Here is a 15,042-nt window from a genome sequence, read left to right on the forward strand (position 1 = left end):
CGGGATTACAGCCTCATTTATTCATGCACTTTGGAGAAATCTAAAGGGTTTTTTTTACCAAATGTATTAGTGAAGTTTTTAACGGTTTCTAACAATATAGTTTATTTCTTGCCTACTAAAATTAGACTGACTACATATAAACTTCTATGAGCCTAGAGGTTTATATGAAAATCAGAGCTAAATTAAAATCATCGATATATTCTTTTATCATGATCAGGGGATGAGCTTTTTATTAAAAATTAGGTTTACCTATTAAATTCAACTTCTGCCATCACGGGGAAATGATCAGATGGGTATTTTTTCCCATAATTGTCTGTCAAAATGCCATGTCTACGGACTTTTATTCCAGGGCTGATAAAAATATGATCAATAATATCTTCAGGTAACCTATTCCAGTCGAAAGCATTAAATGTACCTTGATTTCCAATTGAAGGTGTTTGCGATACCAATCTTGAATCGTAAAAGTCATCGTATTTTTCAATTTCCATATACGCTTTGTTTTCAGGATTCACATTGAAATCTCCCATGAAGATTACCGGTAACCTTGATGTATTTATTTCTTCTATCTTTTTTAAAACAAGTTTACTGCTTTCTTCTCTTGCTTTTTGACCTATATGATCATAATGAATGTTGAACACATAGAATGATGTACCCGATACTGTCTTGAATTTACCCCAAGTACAAATTCTGTTTAATGCAGCATCCCAACCTTTGGATGGTACAGTAGGAGTATCTGACAGCCAAAAAGTTTCCTCCTCTAACAATTCTAACTTATCAGGGTTATAAAATATGGCACTGAATTCTCCCTCTTTGCCTCCTGTGTCTCTGCCAACTCCAATGTAGGGGAAATTTAGAGCTGTTTTCATTTCTTCAAGTTGATGATGTAAGCCTTCTTGAGTACCAATAATATCCATTTTGTGAAATATTATTTGATTGATTAAATGTATCGATCTATCAGCCCAAAGATTTCCTTCATCGGCGGGATTATCAAAACGGATATTATAAGTGGCTACATTGATTGTTTGACCATTTAGAGTTTGAGTGGATACAAAAAGAAGGAATCCTATTATTATGCTTTTAGAAATGAATTTTGAAATCTGATGCATTGCCATGGTTTATCTTATTGAAGTCATTAATTTAGAGATTTAAAAAATAGTTTTGTAGCCATCTATATAAAGTAAACCATAGAATATGAAATCAATTAACCCAAAGGATATCAGTACAGGTGAATTACATGGTTACCTGCTTGGGGCAATTGCTCCTAGACCTATTGCTTTTGCCAGTACAATCGATAAAGAGGGAAAGGTTAATCTTAGTCCGTTTAGTTTTTTTAATGTATTTGGATCCAATCCTCCGGTTCTGGTATTTTCACCTTCAAGAAGAGTAAGAGATAACACTACCAAACATAGTCTTGATAATGTATTAGAAGTCCCGGAAGTTGTCATCAACATGGTTAATTTCACTATGGTGGAACAAATGTCTCTGGCAAGTACTGAATATGATAAAGGGGTAAACGAATTTGTAAAGTCGGGGCTTACCGAGGAAAAATCACTACTCATCAAACCTCCCAGGGTAAAGGAATCTCCAGTTTCATTTGAGTGTAAAGTTTTACAAGTATTACCTACAGGGAAAGAGGGAGGAGCAGGGAATCTCGTGATTTGTGAAGTTTTGATGGTGCATATTCAAGAAGAAATTCTTGATCAAAATGGAAAAATCAATCCATTTAAACTGGATTCTGTATCAAGAATGGGTGGTGATTGGTACTGTCGGGCAAATGGCAATGCACTTTTTGAAATCCCGAAACCTCTTCGAAATAAAGGTGTAGGAGTAGATGAAATACCTCTTGGAATTAGAAATAGCACTGTGCTTACAGGTAACAACCTTGGTAGGCTAGGCAACATAGAACAATTACCTACATCTGATGAATTGAAAGAATATTCTCAGCATCCAACAATACAGGAGTTTAAGGTCCGGTTTCAAAATGACGAGGAAAGTTATGTTTTTCACCTTCATCAATTAGCGAAAGAAAAACTCGAAGACGGATTTGTAGAAGAGGCCTGGAAGATTTTACTTCAAGAAAAATAAAGTAAGGGAATACCCCCTTACTTTATCTTGATATCATATGGCATCCTAAGCATTAGCCCTTCCATTCTTTTCAATTTTTCCAATTCATTCATATAAGGAGAAAGTGGACCAAATTGTTGATAACCGATTCTGGCCTGTACTTCATTTGAAAACTGATTCATAAACCTCTCAAACCAAGGCTTCTTCTGGGGATAATATACTGTCCTATAATCATCAGCAATAGCTGCTTTTTCTGCGGCTATTTCAATGGCTTTTTCCAAATTTCCCAAAACGTCTACCAGCCCATTTTCCAAGGCCTGATTCCCCGTCCAGACTCTTCCTGATGCCACAGTTTTGATTTCTTCCTTGGATTTGTCTCTTCCGCTTGCTACTCTATCTAAAAACAAATCATAACCATCTTCAACATATCCTTGAAATATACTTCTTTCGGTATCTGAAAGCTGTCTTGTAGGACTGAGAAAGTCAGAATACTCACCTGTTTTTGCTACATCTGTCGTAATACCAAGTTTATTTTTCAAAAGACCTTCTGCATTAAACCATAATGCAAATATCCCTATGGATCCAGTAATGGTATTGGGTTGGGCAACTATAGTGTCAGCTGCCGCTGCCAAATAGTAACCTCCTGATGCAGCTACATCACCCATAGAAGCAATTACTGGTTTTTCTTTTCTAGCTCTTTCGATCTCTCTCCACATTACCTCTGAAGCAAGTGCAGAACCTCCAGGAGAATTGATTCTTAGAACAATAGCCTTGATATCTTTATTCTTTCTTGCTTTGTTGATCTCTTTTGTGAACTCATCAGAACCAATACTGCCTTCAGATTCACCACTGATTATTTCACCCTCTGCTACAATGACCGCAATCCTGTTTTTGGATGATTTACCTTTTGACTTGGTAGCCTTGTTCATCCTTGTAATATTGATGGTAGGGATTTTATCATCTTCCTCCAATTCAAGCTTTTGTCTGATAATATCCAAAACCTGGTCTTCGTAATGTAAGCCATCGATCATATTGAGATCAACTGCGTCACTTACCCTTCTGATAAGCATTTTTGAATTGATCTCATTGACCCTTTCAAAATCCAAACCCCTACTTTCTGCAACTTCCTTCACGGCCAATTGATTAAGATCATTTAAAAATGATTCGGTCTGTAGCCTGTTCTCATCACTCATTTCTTCAAGCAAAAATGGTTCAACAGCACTTTTGAAGTCACCTACCCTGAAAACCTCTGGTTTTATCTCAAGTTTCTTGAAAAGTCCTGTGAAGAAAATCAATTCGGAAGAAAAACCATTGTATTCCATAAGACCGGCAGGATTGAGATAAACCTCATCAGCAACGCTACTCAGATAATAGCCGTTTTCGGAGTAAAACTCTCCATAACTAAGAATAAACTTTCCCGATTCTTTAAACTCAAGGAGTTTATCTCTCAATTCTTTCATATTGGCTTGACCAGCAGAGAAAGTACCTGCCTTTAGGTATATACCCCTGACGTCTTCATTTTCCTTTGCATTTTCTATTGCTCTTTTTAGATTGGTAAGTCCTACTGTAGGTACTCCCCCGAACAAACTTAGACTGGAAAATGAAGGATCATCTTCATTCGTTCTCTCTACCAATACCCTACCTTCAAGATCCATGACCAAAACTGTATTGCTTTTTACAGTGACATCATCCTCTGAGGTTGAAATGATTGCAATCAATCCTGCAAAAATAAAAAAACTCATTACTGAAAAAACCAATAAGCCCACTATAACGGCTAATACATTCCCTAGAAATCTCATAATCGATCAAATTAAATTTGCACTAAAAATACCGCTTTTTTAATTAAGTTTAATAATTGTAGTCAAAGGATATGGAAAAACTAATTCTGATTATAGGAGGGAACTTAGGGGACAGGTTTGCGCTGATACAAAAAGCCACGGTGAAACTCTGTGAAAAATTTGGACCCTTGTTTGGATCTTCCTCTATTTTCGAAACAGAAGCTTGGGGGGGACAATCATCGGGAAGTTACCTCAATCAGGTTTTGGTTTTTCAAACTGATCACATGCCAAATGAAATACTGAAGATAATTTGGGAAATCGAAAATGAATGTGGGAGGGAAAGAGTTGAGAAATGGGGAAATAGAACAATGGATATAGATATTCTCTATTTAGGAAAAAGGGTCATTGATGAAAAAGACCTTAAGATTCCTCATCCCCATATTGCTGAGAGAAAATTTGTGTTGATTCCACTGGTGGAGATTCTTTCTGAATTTATACATCCTGTTTTTGGGAAAACCCAAGCACAGATGCTCCAGTCTTGCACAGACAAATCCAAAGTTGAAAAATATCAAAAAAGCCCGGATTAAGTGCCGGGCTTCTATTGTCATATACTTGCTGTCTCTGCTTCTTTGTGGATTTTTTTAACCAATCCTTGCAAAACTTTTCCTGGGCCACATTCAATAAAGATATCTGCACCATCTTTGATCATGTTTTGCACAGATTGTGTCCATTTAACCGGAGCTGTAAGTTGTGCAATCAGGTTCTTTTTTATTTCTTCAACATCCAGCACTGCTGTAGTACTCACATTTTGGTATACAGGGCAAATGGGGGTGTTGAAAGAAGTCTCTTTGATTGCCTTTTCTAATTTTTCCCTCGCAGGTTCCATTAAAGGAGAATGGAATGCTCCGCCTACAGGAAGAGGAAGAGCTCTTTTAGCACCTGCTTCCTTCATTTTCTCACATGCAATTTCAATTCCTATATTGCTTCCCGAAATCACTAGCTGCCCTGGGCAATTGTAGTTTGCGGGTACAACAATTTCTTCTTTGATCGAAGCGCAGATTTCCTCAACTTTTTCATCTTCTAAGCCCAATATAGCAGCCATTCCTGAAGGGTTGATTTCGCAAGCCTCTTGCATTGCCAAAGCCCTTTGATATACCAGTTTCAAACCGTCTTCAAAAGCCAAAGTTCCATTGGCAACCAATGCTGAAAATTCGCCCAAAGAATGACCTGACACCATGTCTGGCTTAAAGTCCTGTGTGGTTTTGGCCAAAATTACAGAATGTAAAAATATAGCAGGCTGGGTCACTTTTGTCTGCTTCAATTCTTCATCTGATCCTGAGAACATGATGTCTGAAATCCTAAATCCCAAGACATCATTGGCTCTTTCAAAGAGAATTTTAGCGTCTTCATTAGTTTCATACAAATCCTTACCCATTCCGGAAAATTGGGCCCCTTGTCCTGGGAAGATATAAGCTTTTGTCATTTCTTAATATTTTGAGTTTGTGCACAAATATACCAAAAAAGAGCAGTCTCGAGGGAGACCATTGTTTTGTTTGGGGAAGTTTTACCTTAAACACCCAGGTCGTAAATCTCTGTAATCTCCTTTAATATCGCTTTAAAATCGATTTTTAGATCAATCAATCGGCCTGTTGCAACGTCAAAAACCCAGCCGTGAACTTTCATATTCCTTTTTCTTACTGCTTTTTGTACTACTGCGGTCTTCAAAAGGTTGACGCATTGCTCTTGAACATTGAGCTCTACCAATCTATTATATCGATCATTTTCATCAGGAATAGCATTAAGTTCTTCTTTGTGAAGACGAAAGACATCCCTGATATTTCTCAGCCAAGGGTTCAGAATTCCTAAATCTGCTGCCTGCATGGCAGCTTTAACACCGCCGCAATAATAATGTCCACAAATCACTACATGATCTACCTCCAGGTTGTCAACTGCATAATTCAAAACCGACATGGCATTGAGGTCAATGCTGATTACCATATTGGCAATATTTCTATGGACAAAAACATCACCAGGTTGTACACCCATGAGGTCTTCTGCAGTTACCCTGGAGTCTGAACATCCTATATATAGAATATCAGGATTCTGGCCTTTTGCCAATTCTTTAAAATAATCAGGGTCTTTATCGAGTTTTTGGTTAATCCAAGTCTCGTTATTTTCAAAAACGGTTTTTATATCCATGGACTGGGTTTTCTAATAAAATTCAAATTAATGAATTTTTATCTTCCCTCAAGGAACTTTGCCCTTTCTTCTTCTGAAGGGAACCTGCAGGTTTCTCTTTTTCCAAACCATTTATATCTATTCCTTGCAATCCAATCATATATAGGATCTCTTACAAAAGCTGGAATTATTATAAAAGCATAAGTGACAGGCCACAAACCGCTCAGATTTTTTGCTATTTCTAAAGCAGCACGGCTTTTATAAAATATTTGATCTCCCCTGATCAAAATAATGGAATCCAAATAGTCTTCCTTTACCTTATACCCCTTGAGAATATCTTTTGATTTGTCATCTTGCAGTGCTCCAAATTTAAATTTATCATTTTTATCTCTGACTATGATAAAGTCCACTGCATCATTGCAAAGGTTACAGACTCCATCAAACATTACAATGTCGAATTTGTCTTGTATCCTCATCGTATTACCTGTATGGTTCCTTTTAGTTTTTGTTGTTGTTGAGAGGGATCTAATACATCAAACATCACATTGGCATTGTAAAAATAAGTCCCAGCTGGCAATTCATTTCCATTTTTATCCCGGCCATCCCAACGGATAAATATGTCGTTTTCGTTGGAAGTCAGACTGTTGTAGCTAAATACCTCTACGCCCCATCTGTTGACTATGAATATTTCTACTCCGGTAACAAATCTCGGACATTTTGAAAATGGATTGTCAAATGCCATAAATGTTTCATTCACTCCATCTCCATTTGGTGAGAAAGCATTTGGCAGTTCATAGTTAGGACAGTTATCTACGCATACCACATTGCTTGGGTCACTTTCATTGCCAGACCTGTCTATTGCAGTAATGTAATAGCATCCTCTGAAAGTAGGTAAGTTTGTAATGGTTGCCTGCAATTCAAAAGGAGTGTAGGTCCCGACTAGTTCAAACTGACCATTTTCACCGTCGGCTGTAAAGTAAAGTCTGAAATTATTCAGTTCGTCATCACAAGATCCTGAAAAATCAGGCTCCCAACTCAAGCGGTGTTCAAAATTATTAAAGCCACAGATTTTGTCTGAAAGAAAATCTGTACAGTCAGGACCTTCGAAAGTCAAGATTGGCGGACATGGGAGTCTATCATCATCAGGTCTTGCGCATACTAACTGAGATTTGTTTTCAAGAGGATATTCGAGTTGATCAATGTTATAAGCTCCTTTTGTAATTACAAAATAACAATACTCGATATCCCGCTTAAGGCTGATCCCGTTGTGGCTTCCATCGTCAAAATAGGTGAAACCTTGTGTGGTGACATCTACTTCTGCAATAAGTTCGAAATTTTCTTCATCCTGAGCATCAGGATCATTTCTATTTCGGTATACTTCATGCGTAAATTCTGAAATCGAATTATTCCAAGGAACTGTAAAATTCCAATTGAGTTCAATAGCTTCATTGATGATCGTGGGTGAAAGCCTAACAGATGAAGCTGAGCTTGAGCTGTCAATTGTGGTGTTGTTTTCCTTTAAGATCACTTTATAATTATACACCAAGTTTTCGGTATTCAGTCCAGTATCAGTAAACACAGTATCTGATGTTGAAACTACTGAAACCCTATTTTGATTGCCAGTAAAGCCAGTATGTCTTAGCAATTCATAGGTGAATGGGCCGGGAAACTGTTCTCTATCTATATCGTAAGGTGGTGTCCATCGAACTAGTATTTCACCACTTTCGGTGTCAGTTTCCTCTACACTTACATTTGTGATCAAAGGGACATCTACATCTACTGTTATACATATTTCCTCGGACACAATACTTTCACCCAACCTTGGGGTTGGGAATGCCGCTACCAGTCGGTAGCAAAAAGTATTACCAGGGGCAAGTCCTTCACCATTATTATCGTCTATAAAATTGAAGGTATTCATGTCTGTGGTTCCTACCAATTCATAACCTGCTCTAATACCTGTTTCACAAGAATCAGGTTCATAAGGGTCAGAGTTGAGCCTTCGCCAGACCTGCATAGTTTCGGCGCTGTTCGAACAAGTATAGGGATCCCAGTTGAGTTTGGCAGACCTGCCAGGTTGTTGCTCTATGTCATCAATTACGGGCGGTGGACCTACGACTTTAATTCTCCAAGTACGAATATCCACAAGTGCAGGCCCAGATCTCGGTTGATCTGTGATCCTTACCCTCACTTCATAATCTCTTTCTCTTACATGGCTACATACAGTTTGCCATTCAAAATCCACTACTCCAGGACTAGACTGGAAAACTGCCTCGGGATTGTAAGTTGCCGGCGATGTATTGATTTCCTTCGGCTCTCCGAATATTTCAATTCGGATAGGGTCTCCATCAGGATCAGACCCCTGAATAATTTCTTCTATTTTAGTCCCAGCTACTACACAGAGATCTGGGGGCAAGATAAGTTCGGGTCTCTGGTTATTGGTATTTTCTATAATAATCTGCATATCCCTGATCACATAACCGATAAGGCGGTATTCTCCTCCTATTCTCCGCCACTCCTGAACTTGGAAAGCAATATTGTACTGCCCTGCCAAACCTGGAGCATCCCATATTAAGTCACCTGTCACAGGATCTATTTCTATAAAAGGGTTACCTGATCCATCTTCCCTGTTGAATGAAAATTCTCCGGAAGCAGGGCTTCTATAGTTGTTTACAAATCTCTGGAAACCTTGTCTAGGCCGTACAGTAATTTCATCAAAAAAGTACGCTAAACTGTCACCATCAGGGTCAAAAGCCCCGGGATTGTGAATATACCTCACATTGACACCACCATTATCCACAGGAGGGATTGTCAATACAGGTGAATTGTTAATGCCAATAAATGGATCTATGGTAATCATGGTCTCCACATAAAATGGAGTGTCCACAGAATTATCCATGTTAAGGGTATTGGCATTTCTATTGAATTCTCTAAACCAGATGGTATATTGACCAGGCCCTTGATAGGTATGTTCAATAACAAAAGTTGTTTTCTCAATATTGTTTCCCAACTGTTCCACAGTCTGAAATTCAAACTCCGTATTTAGTCTCGTTTCTCTTCCATCTCCAAAATTGATATCTCCAGGCCCTAGAACTACAGTAGACCTAGTATCTGTGTAACCTACAACAGTAATTTTGTAGGTCAATGCGGTGGTACTTACCCTTTCCGCTATAATTTCTCCTGCCCTGATGTGTGTGGCGTAGGAATTCTGAACTGCTAAAAGGAAGAAGCAAAAGAAAAGTAAAAGTAGGTACTTGATTTTCATGAACACTTGACTTTATAAATACAAGTTATACGAATTTAACTAATTCTGGACGAAATTATTTTTTAAATCAAACAATAAAATTGAACATAAGGTTAACACGTCGTCTAGAATTGAGGAAAAAACACAAAAATCAAATCTATTTAGAACGTTTTAAAATAAGTTCAATCGTTTGTATCGGCTTTGTTGCTAAGCTTTCCAAATGTAAATTTGGCCCTTAAGTTTAAATAACCGAATAATCAACGATCACTTAAGAAAAAGTATATGAGTTGGGTAACTAAAACCTTTAAAAGTACCTTGGGTCAAAAACTACTGATGGCCCTCACTGGATTGTTTCTGATCTTATTTTTGGTAGTACACCTTGCGGGAAACTTGCAGCTTTTACTACCTGATGAAGGAGAATCATTCAATATTTACGCCCATAGTATGGCTACTAATCCTTTGATTAGGGTGGTTTCCATTGGGAACTTTGCTTTTATTTTAATCCACGTGATTTATTCAGTGGTTCTTACCAGGTCCAACAAAAAAGCAAGACCGGTAAATTATGCAGTCAGCCAAGCATCTACAAACAGTAAATGGGCTTCCAGAAACATGGGAATCCTGGGAACTGTGATCCTTATTTTTCTAATCATTCACCTGAGAGGGTTTTGGTATGAATTCAAATTTGGAGAGCTTCCTACTGCTGTATATGACGGAGTGACTTACAAAAATGTATTTGCTATTGTATCGGAAGCATTTTCCAATATTGCTTACGTCATTGTGTATGTGTTGTCAATGGCATTCCTTGGCTTTCACCTTTCACATGGTTTTGCCAGTGCTTTTCAAACGCTGGGCTTGAATCACGTGAAATATTCTCCATTAATTCAAAAAGTCGGAGCCGGCTTTGCAATCATAATTCCAGCGCTGTTTGCCCTTATACCTGTTTTGATGTATATCAAAACACTTTAGGGTTCTTAAATGAATGTGCAAAATAAAAATTCAGTTAGATGATACTAGATTCTAAATTACCTGATGGTCCTTTGGCAGAAAAATGGACCAAGCATAAATTCAACATCAAGTTGGTCAATCCTGCCAACAAGAGGAAATATGAAGTGATTGTGGTGGGTACCGGTCTTGCCGGAGCGTCTGCCGCCGCTTCTTTGGCAGAGTTGGGATATAATGTGAAAGCATTCTGCTTCCAAGACAGCCCAAGGAGAGCACACAGTATTGCTGCCCAAGGTGGCATCAATGCAGCAAAAAATTACCAAAATGACGGTGATTCTGTTTACAGGCTTTTTTATGATACCATCAAAGGAGGTGATTATCGTGCAAGAGAAGCCAATGTCTTTAGACTAGCAGAAGTTTCTGTAAATATCATTGACCAGTGTGTAGCACAAGGTGTGCCTTTTGCCAGGGAATACGGAGGGCTTTTAGCCAATCGTTCATTTGGTGGAGCGCAGGTTTCCAGAACTTTTTATGCAAGAGGTCAAACAGGACAACAACTCTTGTTGGGAGCCTATTCTGCTTTGAGTAGACAGGTCGCAAACGGCAAAGTAAAGCTTTATCCAAGAACCGAGTTGATGGATGTGGTGACAGTTGATGGCAAGGCTAGGGGGATTATTACCAGAAACTTGATTACAGGAGCAATAGAGTCGCATTCAGCCCACGCAGTGTTGCTTTGTACAGGAGGATATGGAAACGTATTTTTCCTTTCAACCAATGCTATGGGGTCCAATGTGACTGCTGCTTGGAGAGCACACAAAAAAGGTGCTTTGATGGCAAACCCTTGTTATACTCAGATTCACCCAACTTGTATTCCTGTTTCGGGAGATCACCAGTCTAAGTTGACACTGATGTCTGAATCCCTCAGAAATGACGGAAGGGTATGGGTACCTGCAACTATAGAGATGGCAGAAAAACTAAGAAAGGGCCAGATCAAAGCCAATGATATCAAAGAAGAAGACAGAGATTATTACTTAGAGAGAAAATATCCATCTTTCGGAAACTTGGTGCCTAGAGATGTTGCTTCCAGAAACGCAAAATATGTTTGTGATGAAGGACGTGGCGTAAATGAAACGGGAGAAGCAGTATTTCTTGATTTTAGAGATGCTATTCAAAGAGATGGAGAAGATCTTATCAGAGCCAAATATGGTAACCTCTTTGATATGTACCAGCAGATCACCGGAGAGAATCCTTACCAAGGCCCTATGATGATTTATCCTGCAGTGCACTATACAATGGGTGGCCTCTGGGTAGATTATAACCTAATGACCAATATACCTGGACTGTATGCTCTAGGGGAAGCTAATTTCTCTGATCACGGTGCCAATAGACTTGGAGCTTCTGCTCTAATGCAAGGTTTGGCTGATGGTTATTTTGTAATTCCTTATACTATTGGAGATTATCTGGCTCAGTCTGGATATGATAAAATATCTGAAGATCACCCAGAGTTTAAAAAATCAGAAAAAGAAGTCAAAGACAGGGTTCAAAAATTACTGAGCATCAAAGGCGAGAAAACAGTTGACCATTTCCATAAACGTTTGGGTAAAATCATGTGGGACTACTGCGGTATGGCGAGGTCTGCGGAAGGTTTGACCAAGGCAAAAGGCATGATCAAGGAGCTTAAAAAAGAATTCTGGTCAAACGTCAAGGTATTGGGAGATAACGAAGAGCTCAATCAGTCTTTGGAAAAGGCGCACAGGGTTGCAGATTTCATAGAGCTTGGAGAGCTGATGGTCGATGATGCATTGCATAGAGAAGAGTCTTGCGGAGGTCACTTCAGAGAAGAATATCAGACGCCGGAAGGTGAAGCCCTAAGGGATGATGAAAACTTCGCTTATGTAGCAGCATGGAAATACCAGGGAGAAGGACAGGAAGAAGAGCTTGTCAAAGAGCCTTTGGTATTCGAGAATGTGAAGTTGACCCAAAGAAGTTATAAGTAATCTTAAGCATTAAAACTCGGAAGAGCCATGAATTTAACTTTGAAAATCTGGAGACAGAAAAACCATTCCGATAAAGGTGGTTTTAAAGAATATAAAGTAAGCGATATATCCAAAGACATGTCCTTTTTGGAAATGTTGGATGTATTAAATGAACAATTGTCAGATTCAGGAGAAGACCCTGTTCACTTTGATCATGACTGTAGGGAAGGTATCTGTGGGATGTGCTCTTTGCATATTAACGGAAAACCTCATGGTCCCAAACAAACTACTACCTGTCAGTTACACATGAGGTCTTTCAGTGATGGAGAAACCATTACCATCGAGCCATGGAGAGCGACAGCATTTCCTGTTGTAAAAGACTTGGTGGTGGACAGATCTTCATTTGACAGAATTATCCAAGCTGGTGGTTATGTATCGGTAAACACTGGAGGTGTACCTGACGCGAATGAAATCCCTATCCCGAAAAGAATTGCGGATGAAGCATTTGATGCAGCTACCTGTATTGGCTGTGGAGCCTGTGTGGCAGCTTGTAAAAATGCTTCTGCTATGCTTTTCACTTCTGCTAAAATTTCCCAATTGGCCATGTTGCCACAGGGGCAGGTAGAAAGAAAGGAAAGAGCAGAGAGGATGATTGCTCAAATGGATTCAGAAGGGTTTGGAGCATGTACCAATACAGGCGCCTGTTCAGCAGAATGTCCAAAAGGAATCAGTTTGACAAACATTGCCAGAATGAATAGAGAATACTTCTCTGCAGTAGTAAGTTCAGATAATGTTTGATTAGATATATTACAGATTTTAAAAAGCCGGCAAGTCCGGCTTTTTTTGTTTTTATATTAATGCTGTTTTATACTTTTCTTATATAAAATAAATTAGATGCTTTCTCGTTTTTAGACCAATTTAAATATTTGTATCTTTGAAAATTACTATAATTTAGAAATTTTATTTGATTAGATATTTACTAAGGAATGCATCTTATAGATCTGGGAATTTTCGTGGCTTACATGATAGCCATGCTGGGAGTTGGTTATTATTTTATGAACCAAAACAAAAACCAGGATGACTATTACGTAGGGGGAAGAAATATTGGGAGTTGGCATATTGGGCTCTCTGTAGTTGCTACGGATGTTGGGGGCGGATTTTCGGTAGGTCTTGGTGGACTTGGTTTCGTGATGGGATTATCAGGAAGCTGGATGTTATTTACAGGTTTGTTGGGCGCTTGGCTAGCAGCTGTATTTTTGATACCTAGGGTCAAGTCGGATAAAGCTTTCGCCAACTTTTATACTTTTCCTCAGATATTTGATTACCTGTTTGACAAAAAGGTAGGAATAGTTGCTGCAATCATATCCTTGGTAGGCTACCTGGGCTTTACGTCTTCCCAGTTGTTAGCAGGAGCCAAATTGGCTTCAGGCACTTTTTTGGAATTAGGTCTAACTGAGGCACTGGTGATTATGGGGGTAATTGCGGTAGTATACACTGTGCTTGGAGGGCTCAAAGCGGTTATATATACTGATACCGTTCAGTGGATCATTCTCATGCTGGGCTTTATTTTGATAGGACTGCCTGTGGCTTATTTTCATGTAGGAGGATGGGAAAGTATTAAGCAGACACTCCCAGTGGAATATTTCTCCTTAACCAATCTCAGCTGGCAGGACTTTGCCAATTGGGGCATCACGATTCTTCCCATATGGTTTATAGGTATGACACTTTACCAAAGAATTTTCGCGAGCAGGGATGAGAAATCTGCTAAAAAAGCCTGGTTCATAGCGGGAGTGTTTGAATGGCCTATTATGGCATTTATGGGTGTTGGATTGGGCTTGCTTTCCAAGATTGCTTTTGAACAGGGTTTATTGATTATTGACTTGGACAGTCTTGATCCTGAAATGGGGCTTCCAATTCTATTAAGGACAATTTTACCTCCCGGAATTTTGGGTTTGATGATGGCAGCATATTTCTCAGCCGTATTGTCTACCGCAGATTCCTGTCTGATGGCTGCTTCAGGAAATCTTTCCACAGATCTTTGTGGGGGATGGCTGAATAAAAAGTCTGAAAAACTTCAGATCCGATACAGTCAGCTTTTCACCTTGATCTTAGGTGCTGTGGCGCTATTTGTAGCGATGCAGATGACCAATGTCCTGGAGCTGATGTTATACAGTTATGCCTTTATGGTCTCTGGCCTTTTTGTTCCTATACTCTTTGGACTATTCACTGAGAAAAGGAGTCCGGCAGCCGCAGTGACGGCCATGATTTCCGGTGGATCAGTCACAGCAGGATTAAGTGTATCAGGCTTGAGTCTGCCATTTGGTCTGGATCCGAATTTTTTTGGGGTTTTCGCCTCCCTAGCAATGTATTTGCTTGTATATTACATGTATAATAAAAAAGAACAAAATAAAAATAAAGTTTATGCTTAAAATAGAGACACTTTCAGCAGTAGACCAAGCGACATATTTACAGAAAAAAGAAATTGCAGATTTTCTGTTTGAACATTTAGATCAGTACGGAGATGCCCATGAAGATATTATGAAATGTCTGGACTATGCATTGGATCAGGCTGTAGATAAAGGTGGCTTTTCTGTAATCGCCAGAGAGAATGAAAAAATAGTAGGAGCAGTAGTGATGAATAAAACCGGTATGTCAGGTTATATTCCTGAAAATATTTTGGTATACATCGCTGTGGCAGCATCCCAAAGAGGAAAAGGAGTCGGCAAAAAAATCATGACGACTGCGATTGAGCTTGCAAATGGCGATATTGCGCTTCATGTCGAGCCTGATAATCCTGCAAGAAAGCTTTATGAAAAATTAGGCTTTACGAATAAATATCTTGAAATGAGACTAAAAAAATAAG

At 38.9% G+C, this 15,042-nt stretch carries 13 protein-coding genes; 7 read left to right on the forward strand and 6 right to left on the reverse strand.

Features of this window, described 5'->3' with window-relative positions; all coding sequences use genetic code 11:
• Positions 1-245: 245 nt before the first annotated feature.
• A complete protein-coding gene (locus EA341_RS15915; RefSeq protein WP_293016157.1) occupies positions 246-1,112 on the reverse strand; it encodes an endonuclease/exonuclease/phosphatase family protein in 867 nt (288 codons plus the stop codon).
• Between the two features lie 79 nt (positions 1,113-1,191).
• Here EA341_RS15915 and EA341_RS15920 point away from each other — a divergent pair, with 79 nt between their 5' ends.
• Positions 1,192-2,085 carry a flavin reductase family protein gene (locus tag EA341_RS15920; RefSeq protein WP_293016158.1) on the forward strand — a complete coding sequence of 298 codons (894 nt, stop codon included), beginning with the start codon at positions 1,192-1,194 and terminating at the stop codon, positions 2,083-2,085.
• 17 nt (positions 2,086-2,102) lie between these two features.
• Here EA341_RS15920 and sppA read toward each other — a convergent pair whose 3' ends face one another.
• Positions 2,103-3,863, reverse strand: a complete 1,761-nt coding sequence (sppA, locus tag EA341_RS15925) for a signal peptide peptidase SppA (RefSeq protein WP_293016159.1) — start codon at positions 3,861-3,863, stop codon at positions 2,103-2,105.
• A gap of 71 nt (positions 3,864-3,934) precedes the next feature.
• Between sppA and folK the strand changes: the two genes are divergently transcribed.
• Positions 3,935-4,429 (forward strand): 2-amino-4-hydroxy-6-hydroxymethyldihydropteridine diphosphokinase, encoded by a 495-nt coding sequence (gene folK, locus EA341_RS15930; protein ID WP_293016160.1) that lies wholly within the window; start codon positions 3,935-3,937, stop codon positions 4,427-4,429.
• Between the two features lie 17 nt (positions 4,430-4,446).
• On the opposite strand, the gene fabD is transcribed toward folK, so the two are convergent.
• The 4 genes from fabD to EA341_RS15950 all read right to left on the reverse strand — a co-directional run bounded on the left by fabD (position 4,447) and on the right by EA341_RS15950 (position 9,282).
• Positions 4,447-5,325: an ACP S-malonyltransferase gene (fabD, locus tag EA341_RS15935; protein ID WP_293016161.1), complete on the reverse strand. Its 879-nt coding sequence runs from the start codon at positions 5,323-5,325 to the stop codon at positions 4,447-4,449.
• 86 nt (positions 5,326-5,411) lie between these two features.
• The gene (locus EA341_RS15940) at positions 5,412-6,041 is read right to left on the reverse strand and encodes a carbonic anhydrase (protein WP_293016162.1); all 630 of its coding nucleotides are present in this window, start codon (positions 6,039-6,041) and stop codon (positions 5,412-5,414) included.
• A gap of 38 nt (positions 6,042-6,079) precedes the next feature.
• Positions 6,080-6,496, reverse strand: a complete 417-nt coding sequence (locus tag EA341_RS15945) for a thiol-disulfide oxidoreductase DCC family protein (protein ID WP_293016163.1) — start codon at positions 6,494-6,496, stop codon at positions 6,080-6,082.
• Complete coding sequence (locus EA341_RS15950; protein ID WP_293016164.1) at positions 6,493-9,282, reverse strand: gliding motility-associated C-terminal domain-containing protein; 2,790 nt, start codon at positions 9,280-9,282, stop codon at positions 6,493-6,495. The genes EA341_RS15945 and EA341_RS15950 overlap by 4 nt, the downstream gene beginning before the upstream one ends.
• Positions 9,283-9,543: 261 nt before the next feature.
• Between EA341_RS15950 and EA341_RS15955 the strand changes: the two genes are divergently transcribed.
• From EA341_RS15955 to EA341_RS15975, 5 genes are all read left to right on the forward strand, one after another.
• Positions 9,544-10,227 carry a succinate dehydrogenase cytochrome b subunit gene (locus tag EA341_RS15955; protein ID WP_293016165.1) on the forward strand — a complete coding sequence of 228 codons (684 nt, stop codon included), beginning with the start codon at positions 9,544-9,546 and terminating at the stop codon, positions 10,225-10,227.
• A gap of 38 nt (positions 10,228-10,265) precedes the next feature.
• Positions 10,266-12,200 (forward strand): fumarate reductase/succinate dehydrogenase flavoprotein subunit, encoded by a 1,935-nt coding sequence (locus EA341_RS15960; RefSeq protein WP_293016166.1) that lies wholly within the window; start codon positions 10,266-10,268, stop codon positions 12,198-12,200.
• A 27-nt stretch (positions 12,201-12,227) separates the two neighbouring features.
• Entirely contained in the window at positions 12,228-12,977 is a 750-nt protein-coding gene (locus EA341_RS15965; RefSeq protein WP_293016167.1) for a succinate dehydrogenase/fumarate reductase iron-sulfur subunit, read from the forward strand.
• 188 nt (positions 12,978-13,165) lie between these two features.
• Positions 13,166-14,608: a sodium:solute symporter gene (locus EA341_RS15970; protein ID WP_293016168.1), complete on the forward strand. Its 1,443-nt coding sequence runs from the start codon at positions 13,166-13,168 to the stop codon at positions 14,606-14,608.
• Complete coding sequence (locus EA341_RS15975; protein WP_293016169.1) at positions 14,601-15,041, forward strand: GNAT family N-acetyltransferase; 441 nt, start codon at positions 14,601-14,603, stop codon at positions 15,039-15,041. The genes EA341_RS15970 and EA341_RS15975 overlap by 8 nt, the downstream gene beginning before the upstream one ends.
• Position 15,042: the final 1 nt, after the last annotated feature.

It is taken from the genome of Mongoliibacter sp. (assembly GCF_007692705.1).
Lineage (GTDB): Bacteria > Bacteroidota > Bacteroidia > Cytophagales > Cyclobacteriaceae > Mongoliibacter.

Bases quoted from the DNA above. Each gene is read 5' to 3' on its own strand.
- EA341_RS15965 (WP_293016167.1), top strand. From the start codon at position 12,228: ATGAATTTAACTTTGAAAATCTGGAGACAGAAAAACCATTCCGATAAA.
- fabD (WP_293016161.1), bottom strand. From the start codon at position 5,325: ATGACAAAAGCTTATATCTTCCCAGGACAAGGGGCCCAATTTTCCGGA.
- EA341_RS15975 (WP_293016169.1), top strand. From the start codon at position 14,601: ATGCTTAAAATAGAGACACTTTCAGCAGTAGACCAAGCGACATATTTA.
- EA341_RS15945 (WP_293016163.1), bottom strand. From the start codon at position 6,496: ATGAGGATACAAGACAAATTCGACATTGTAATGTTTGATGGAGTCTGT.
- EA341_RS15955 (WP_293016165.1), top strand. From the start codon at position 9,544: ATGAGTTGGGTAACTAAAACCTTTAAAAGTACCTTGGGTCAAAAACTA.
- EA341_RS15940 (WP_293016162.1), bottom strand. From the start codon at position 6,041: ATGGATATAAAAACCGTTTTTGAAAATAACGAGACTTGGATTAACCAA.
- folK (WP_293016160.1), top strand. From the start codon at position 3,935: ATGGAAAAACTAATTCTGATTATAGGAGGGAACTTAGGGGACAGGTTT.
- EA341_RS15915 (WP_293016157.1), bottom strand. From the start codon at position 1,112: ATGGCAATGCATCAGATTTCAAAATTCATTTCTAAAAGCATAATAATA.
- sppA (WP_293016159.1), bottom strand. From the start codon at position 3,863: ATGAGATTTCTAGGGAATGTATTAGCCGTTATAGTGGGCTTATTGGTT.
- EA341_RS15950 (WP_293016164.1), bottom strand. From the start codon at position 9,282: ATGAAAATCAAGTACCTACTTTTACTTTTCTTTTGCTTCTTCCTTTTA.
- EA341_RS15960 (WP_293016166.1), top strand. From the start codon at position 10,266: ATGATACTAGATTCTAAATTACCTGATGGTCCTTTGGCAGAAAAATGG.
- EA341_RS15970 (WP_293016168.1), top strand. From the start codon at position 13,166: ATGCATCTTATAGATCTGGGAATTTTCGTGGCTTACATGATAGCCATG.
- EA341_RS15920 (WP_293016158.1), top strand. From the start codon at position 1,192: ATGAAATCAATTAACCCAAAGGATATCAGTACAGGTGAATTACATGGT.